This window comes from Flavobacterium sp. W22_SRS_FK3 (genome assembly GCF_052113665.1).
Lineage (GTDB): Bacteria > Bacteroidota > Bacteroidia > Flavobacteriales > Flavobacteriaceae > Flavobacterium.
In genome coordinates this window covers 22,208-28,842 of record NZ_JBGQOF010000034.1, presented here as the reverse complement: position 1 = coordinate 28,842, position 6,635 = coordinate 22,208, and the positions used below count along the sequence as shown (strand labels likewise).

General features: G+C 33.1%; 7 protein-coding genes. 3 read left to right on the top strand and 4 right to left on the bottom strand.

Going from position 1 to position 6,635, the window contains the following annotated elements:
* Positions 1–575: 575 nt before the first annotated feature.
* A complete protein-coding gene (htpG, locus tag ACEN2I_RS19130) occupies positions 576–2,459 on the bottom strand; it encodes a molecular chaperone HtpG (RefSeq protein WP_441767695.1) in 1,884 nt (627 codons plus the stop codon).
* Positions 2,460–2,659: 200 nt separating this feature from the next.
* On the opposite strand from htpG, the gene ACEN2I_RS19125 reads away from it, so the two are divergent.
* The 3 genes from ACEN2I_RS19125 to ACEN2I_RS19115 all read left to right on the top strand — a co-directional run bounded on the left by ACEN2I_RS19125 (position 2,660) and on the right by ACEN2I_RS19115 (position 4,922).
* A complete protein-coding gene (locus tag ACEN2I_RS19125) occupies positions 2,660–3,160 on the top strand; it encodes a lipocalin family protein (protein WP_441767694.1) in 501 nt (166 codons plus the stop codon).
* Positions 3,161–3,178: 18 nt separating this feature from the next.
* A complete protein-coding gene (locus ACEN2I_RS19120) occupies positions 3,179–3,874 on the top strand; it encodes an OmpA family protein (RefSeq protein WP_441767693.1) in 696 nt (231 codons plus the stop codon).
* 100 nt (positions 3,875–3,974) lie between these two features.
* Positions 3,975–4,922, top strand: a complete 948-nt coding sequence (locus ACEN2I_RS19115) for an ABC transporter ATP-binding protein (RefSeq protein WP_441767692.1) — start codon at positions 3,975–3,977, stop codon at positions 4,920–4,922.
* Here the strand turns inward: ACEN2I_RS19115 and ACEN2I_RS19110 are convergent.
* Genes ACEN2I_RS19110 through ACEN2I_RS19100 form a run of 3 tightly spaced genes read right to left on the bottom strand, consistent with a single transcriptional unit; the run spans position 4,919 to position 6,491 of the window.
* Positions 4,919–5,203, bottom strand: a complete 285-nt coding sequence (locus ACEN2I_RS19110; protein ID WP_441767691.1) for a GNAT family N-acetyltransferase — start codon at positions 5,201–5,203, stop codon at positions 4,919–4,921. The two genes, ACEN2I_RS19115 and ACEN2I_RS19110, sit on opposite strands and share 4 nt — an antisense overlap.
* Before the next feature lie 6 nt (positions 5,204–5,209).
* The gene (locus ACEN2I_RS19105) at positions 5,210–5,605 is read right to left on the bottom strand and encodes an OsmC family protein (RefSeq protein WP_441767690.1); all 396 of its coding nucleotides are present in this window, start codon (positions 5,603–5,605) and stop codon (positions 5,210–5,212) included.
* Positions 5,606–5,609: 4 nt separating this feature from the next.
* Entirely contained in the window at positions 5,610–6,491 is an 882-nt protein-coding gene (locus ACEN2I_RS19100) for a pirin family protein (RefSeq protein ID WP_441767689.1), read from the bottom strand.
* Positions 6,492–6,635 lie beyond the last annotated feature (144 nt).

Here is a 6,635-nt window from a genome sequence, read left to right as displayed (position 1 = left end):
TGTCAATCGCAAAAGATAAAGCGGACAGCCCGACCCAGAGGGAAACGCCCATAATTATTCTGTTATGAAATTTGAATAATACTTGAAAAAAGATAAAACTTATGAGGGATCAATGGAGCAGGGTCAAAAAGAAATCTTATATAATGTAGAGTGAATTTCAAAAGACGCTTTGACTTGTGTTAACTTGCAAGTTATTGATGAAATAGAACAAGGACAACTCACACCAACTCGAATTACAATTAATATGAATCCTTTTGGTTTTTAACTGTAAAAGTTTAGAAAAATTATATGTTTGATAATTGGAATTTGGGATAAAGATTTTTAAATTTCTTATAAAGTAGAATTCTCTTTATCATAGGGTGCTGTAGGGATTAGATATGGGAGCGCAATTCTTTTGCGATTTCGGGATCTCTTTTTCATACAAAAAATAGTAAAAGAAAAGCGTGCAGGGGATCAAACAGAGAAACGGATAAATAATTGTATTTGGATTAATTTATAGTTAAATCTGGTATTTTTAATAAAAAAAACCTGCAGTTTAGTTTTGCAGGTTTTTATGATGATCTGTGTAATTTTAATTATTTAATCAAATCAAAACTTCTTTTTACAAAAGCTGTAAGTTCTTCTCCTTTTAATAAATTTTGAGATAATTTGGCAAGATCCAAAGCTTGTTTTACCAAGTTTTCCTGAGTTGACTTATCTTCGGTATTTAAAATATTAGCAACTAGATCTGAATTAGTATTAACCACTAAATTGTACATTTCCGGCATATTTCCCATTCCGAACATTCCACCACCGCCAGACTGACTCATTTCTTTCATTCTACGCATGAATTCTGGCTGCGTGATAATGAATGGAGCTGCCTGACTGTCCATAGCTTCCAATTGTACAGAATATGCTTTAGGAATATAAGCTTCTAATGAAGTTTTAAGTGTTTCTTTTTCTTCATCGGATAATTTAGAAATCGTGTTTTCATCTTTTTTGATTAAATTATCAATATGGTCAGAATCGACACGAACAAAAGTTAAATCTCTATTGTCACCTTCAATTTTTTGAATTAAATGCGAAATAATCGGAGAGTCTAAAATTAATACTTCGTATCCTTTATCTTTTGCTGTTTGTATGTAAGAGTGCTGTGCATCTTTATTTCCGGCATAAAGAACTACTAATTTTCCGTCTTTGTCTGTTTGGTTTTCTTTTAGTTTTTCTTTTAATTCTTCAAGAGTAAAATAAGTATCATCTACAGTTGGATACAATACAAATGCACCTGCTTTTTCGTAGAATTTATCTTCAGAAAGCATTCCGTATTCTAAAACAATTTTAATGTCATTCCATTTTGCTTCAAAATCAGCACGGTTTTCATTGAATAATGCTTTTAGTTTATCAGCAACTTTACGCGTGATGTAATTCGAAATTTTCTTAACTGCTCCATCAGCTTGTAATCCTGAACGAGAAACGTTTAAAGGAATGTCCGGTGAATCGATAACCCCTTTTAGCATAGTCAAAAACTCAGGTACAATTCCTTCTACATTGTCAGTAACGTAAACCTGGTTTTGATACAATTGAATTTTATCTTTCTGAATTTGCATGTCAGAACCTAATTTAGGGAAATATAAAATACCAGTTAAGTTAAAAGGGTAATCTACATTTAAATGAATATTGAATAACGGTTCCTCAAATTGCATTGGATACAACTCTCTATAGAAGTTTTTATAATCTTCATCAGATAATTCAGTTGGCTGTTTGGTCCACGCTGGATTAGGGTTGTTGATAATATTGTCAGTCTCAACAGTTTCGTTTACATAATCTTCAGGAGCGTCTTCAGGCTTTGGAAGTGTCTCAGTTTTTGTTCCGAATTTAATTGGAATAGGCATAAACTTGTTATACTTATTTAATAATCCACTGATTTTAGAATCTTCTAAAAATTCTAAAGAATCTTCCGCAATGTGTAATATGATTTCAGTACCACGAGACGTTTTGTCAGCTGGTTCTAAAGTAAATTCAGGGCTTCCGTCACATGTCCAGTGCGCAGCCGGTTCGTCTTTGTATGATTTAGTAATAATTTCTACTTTTTCTGCAACCATAAACGCAGAATAGAAACCAAGACCAAAATGCCCAATAATTCCAGAATCCTTTGCAGAATCTTTGTATTTGTCCAAGAATTCTTCGGCTCCCGAAAAAGCAACCTGATTGATGTATTTTTCTACTTCGTCAGCAGTCATACCCAATCCCTGGTCAATAATGTGGATTTTTTTACCTTCCTTGTCAACTTTGATTTCAATAACCGGATTTCCGTATTCGACTTTAGCTTCGCCAATGCTAATAAGGTGTTTTAATTTTAGAGTAGCATCGGTACCGTTTGAAACCAACTCACGTAAGAAAATTTCGTGATCGCTGTATAAGAACTTTTTGATTAAAGGAAAGATGTTTTCTACCGAAACATTAATTTTACCTGTTGTCATATTTTTTAATTTTTTAGTTTAATAAGATGATTTCATTAATTCAAATAGAATACCAATTATTTTATGATGACAAAATGGCGTAAGTGTTAATTTTGAAAGAAAATAATCAGATTTTGGAACAAAAGATATTTTTATGAATTGTATCTTTGTTGTACAATAATTACTAAATGTGTAAGTATTAACTTAAATAAATGTACAAAATGAAGAAAATTATTTTCATTTGCATGATTTCCACGATGTTATTCGCGTGTAAATCAGCTTCGTCTACTGCTTCAACAGAAGCAACAGAACTTTCAACCAAACTTGACAGACCAACTCAGGTAGCTATTAAAGGAAATTGGGTACTTACAAATGTATCTTATGCTGGCTCTGATTATATCAAAGTAAATTCTTTTGATCTTGCAGATTCTAAATGTTTCATTGGTAGTACCTGGAATTTTATTTCTAATAATAATAAAGGAACAATGACTTTGAATGCTCCAGGTTGTACAGCATTTACTTCTCCAATTGTTTGGAGTATTAATAATCAAGGGCTATTTGTTCTTAAAATTGTCGATCCGGGAACTAAATCAAAAAATGTTACGTCCGGATATTTACTTAAAGTTGCAGGATTAACTGATAATTCGTTCCAGTTAATTGACAATATTAATGTTGGTGGACAAACTAAAGATGTTACTTACCAATTTCAAAGAGCTAATTAATTTTTAAAAAATATAGAAATGAAAAATATAACAGTTTTAGGATTAAGTAGTTTACTTGTATTAGTTAGTTTCTTTACAAGTTGTGATTCAGTAAAAAATGCAAATAACACTCAAAAAGGTGCCGGAATTGGTGCAGTTGCAGGGGGTGTTATTGGAGGAATTTTAGGAAATAATTTAGGTAAAGGCGGAAACACTGCTTTAGGAGCTGCTATTGGTGCCGCCGTTGGTGGTGGAACAGGTGCCCTTATTGGGAATAAAATGGACAAGCAAGCCCGTGAAATTGATCAGGCTTTGCCAGGTGCAGAGGTAGAAAGAGTTGGAGAAGGAATCAAATTAACCTTAAATGAAAATGCGGTTCGTTTTGATACAAATAAGTCAACATTGACTTCTCAGGCTAAAGCAAATCTGGACAAAATTGTTCCGGTATTTAATGAGTATGCTGATACTGATATTAACATTTACGGTTATACAGACAGTACAGGAAAAGCAGAATATAATTTAACCCTTTCTGAACAAAGAGCTGCTGCAGTAAAAAATTATTTAATTTCTAAGGGATTAAAATCTTCAAGATTTAAAACTACAGGTTTAGGAATTGCTGATCCAATTGCAACAAATGATACTGCGGATGGCAGATCTCAAAACCGTCGTGTTGAGTTTGCAATTACTGCAAATGAGAAAATGGTAAATGATGCTAAAGCTGAAGCTGAAAAATAAAATACAATAAAATTTCTTAAAAGCTGTTTCATAATAGAAGCAGCTTTTTTTTTGACTTTAGCAATTAAACATTGTAAATTTGAACTTTCAAAAATAACTTATGCTTGACATTCAAAATATTTCTTTTTCATATACTGATAAACCTGTTATAAAAAATGTGTCTTTTACTATAAATAAAGGCGAAAATATTGCCATTATTGGTGAAAGCGGCTGTGGAAAAAGTACGCTTCTAAAACTTATGTACGGTTTGTATGATTTAGATGAGGGCCAAATTTTTTATGAAAAAAAACCTGTTTTAGGTCCAAAATATAACCTGATTCCCGGAATGCCTTATATGAAATACCTGGCTCAGGATTTTGATTTGTCACCATATGAAACTGTTGCTGAAAACGTAGGAAAGTTTCTTTCTAACGGTTTTGCCAATATGAAAAGACTTCGTGTTCAGGAATTACTGGAAATGGTGGAAATGGAGCAGTTTTCTAATGTAAAAGCTAAATTTTTAAGCGGAGGACAGCAACAACGTGTTGCTTTGGTCAGAGTTTTGGCTTTGGAGCCAGAAGTTATTTTGCTTGATGAGCCTTTTAGCCAGATTGATGCTTTTAGAAAAAATGCTTTACGCCGAAATTTATTCCGATATTTAAAACAGAAAAAAATTACCTGTATTATCGCTACACATGATAGTACAGATGCTTTATCATTTGCGGATGCTTCGATTGTAATGCGTAACGGAGAAATTATCACTAAGGGAAATCCAAAGGAAATTTATACAAATCCATCTTCGAAATATGTAGCTTCTCTTTTTGGAGAGGTAAATGAGATTCCTACTCATTTATTACAACTTTCCGAAGATGAAAATGGAAAATCATTAGTGTATCCTCATCAATTAATCATGGTGGAACATTCTGATTTAGAAGTAAAAATCAGAAGGACTTATTTTAGAGGAAATCACTATTTGATTGAATCTGTTTATAAAAGACAATTGATATTTTTTGAAAATGAATTTGATTTGCCTTTAGAGATTACAGTTTTTTTGGGACTAAATTCTTAATGAAATAAAACATCATGAATTTCCTCAGTTTTGTCAAAAACGCTTTTTGCAAAAGGACAAAGCGGAATAATTTTTAAGCCATTGTTTCTGGCGTAGTCTACAGCGTACATAACAAGTTTTTTACCCACACCTTTACCATTGAATTCTTCATTTACTTCAGTGTGGTCAATGATAAATTTTGTATCGCCTGCCCAGGTATAGGTCATTTTTCCCAGTTGTTTTCCGTCTTCTTTAGCCTCAAAATAACCTTTTCTTATGTCGTTGATTTGATGTATTTCCATGATCTATTAAATTAAAGTTGTTAGTATTTTATTGGTATGAGTCAATATTTTATGAATTGGGCATTTATCTGCAATAATGTGCAGCTTTTGTCTTTGAGTTTCATCAATTTCGCCTGTAACTTCTATTTTTCTGACAAAAGAAGATACGTTGTGTTCAGTATCTCTTTCAAAATCAACTTTAATATTGATTTCAGAAACGTCCCAGCCTTTGCGGTTGATGTACATTCTTAATGTAATCAATGTGCATGATGCAAGCGATGAAGCCAAAAGTTCAGCAGGACTGAATCCTAAATTTTTGCCTCCCATATCCTGAGGTTCGTCGGCGATTACAATGTTTCCGCTGGCTGATGTTATTTCCGTTCGATACAAACGTGTATCAATTTTTGCTGAGATAGTCTGCATAAGGTTATTTGATTTGAGGTATTGGTAAAGGAACAAATTCAGTTTCGCCCGGAACTTTTGGAAAAGTCTGTTCTGTCCAGTCTTTTTTTGCTTTTTCGATAAGATTTTTATCCGAAGAGACAAAGTTCCAAAAGATAAAATGTTCTTCAGGAAATGGGTGTCCACCAAAAATATAAACTGTGCTGTTTTCGGCAATTTCAAATTCGCATAAAGTGCTGTCGTTGGTAATCAGAATCTGTTTTGGATCGTAAGTATGTTCTCCGTTTTTGATACTTCCTTCCAAAATATACAAACCGCTTTCTCCGAATAGATCTTTTCCAATATTGATCTTTTTTGCCTGAGTACTTTTAATTTCAATAAAATAAAGAGGACTATAAACCGGAACAGGGGATTTTTTCCCGAAAGCTTCTCCTGCAATTAATTTATAGGAAACATCATTATCTTCCCAACTCGGAATAGCATCAGCTTCAATATGAGCAAAATTAGGTTCCATTTGTTCTAATTCTTTTGGTAGTGCCACCCAAATTTGCAATCCGTGAAGCATTTTATCAGAATGTCTTAAATATTCAGGCGTTCTTTCAGAATGCACAATGCCTTTTCCCGCAGTCATCCAATTCACGGCACCAGGTTTTATTTCTAATTCAGTTCCCAGACTATCGCGGTGCATGATGCTTCCTTCGAACAAAAAAGTCAATGTTGAAAGTCCAATATGAGGGTGTGGCGGAACATCCATATTTTCATATTCATTTAAATGTGCTGGCCCCATATGATCGATAAATACAAATGGTCCAACCGCTCTTTTTTCACGGAAGGGCAATAATCTGCCTACCATAAAATTGCCTATGCTGGCAGAACGTTCTTCGATAATTAAACTAATATTTGACATAGTATTTCTTTAAATTAATGTTTCAAAACTCTAATTTGCAGTTGTTATTTTTTGTCTGAATCAACTCTTTTTTTATTTATTATGAGAGATCCAGAAAGACGCCAATGACTTACGGAGTTTTCTTAATTGATCAATCATAATTTT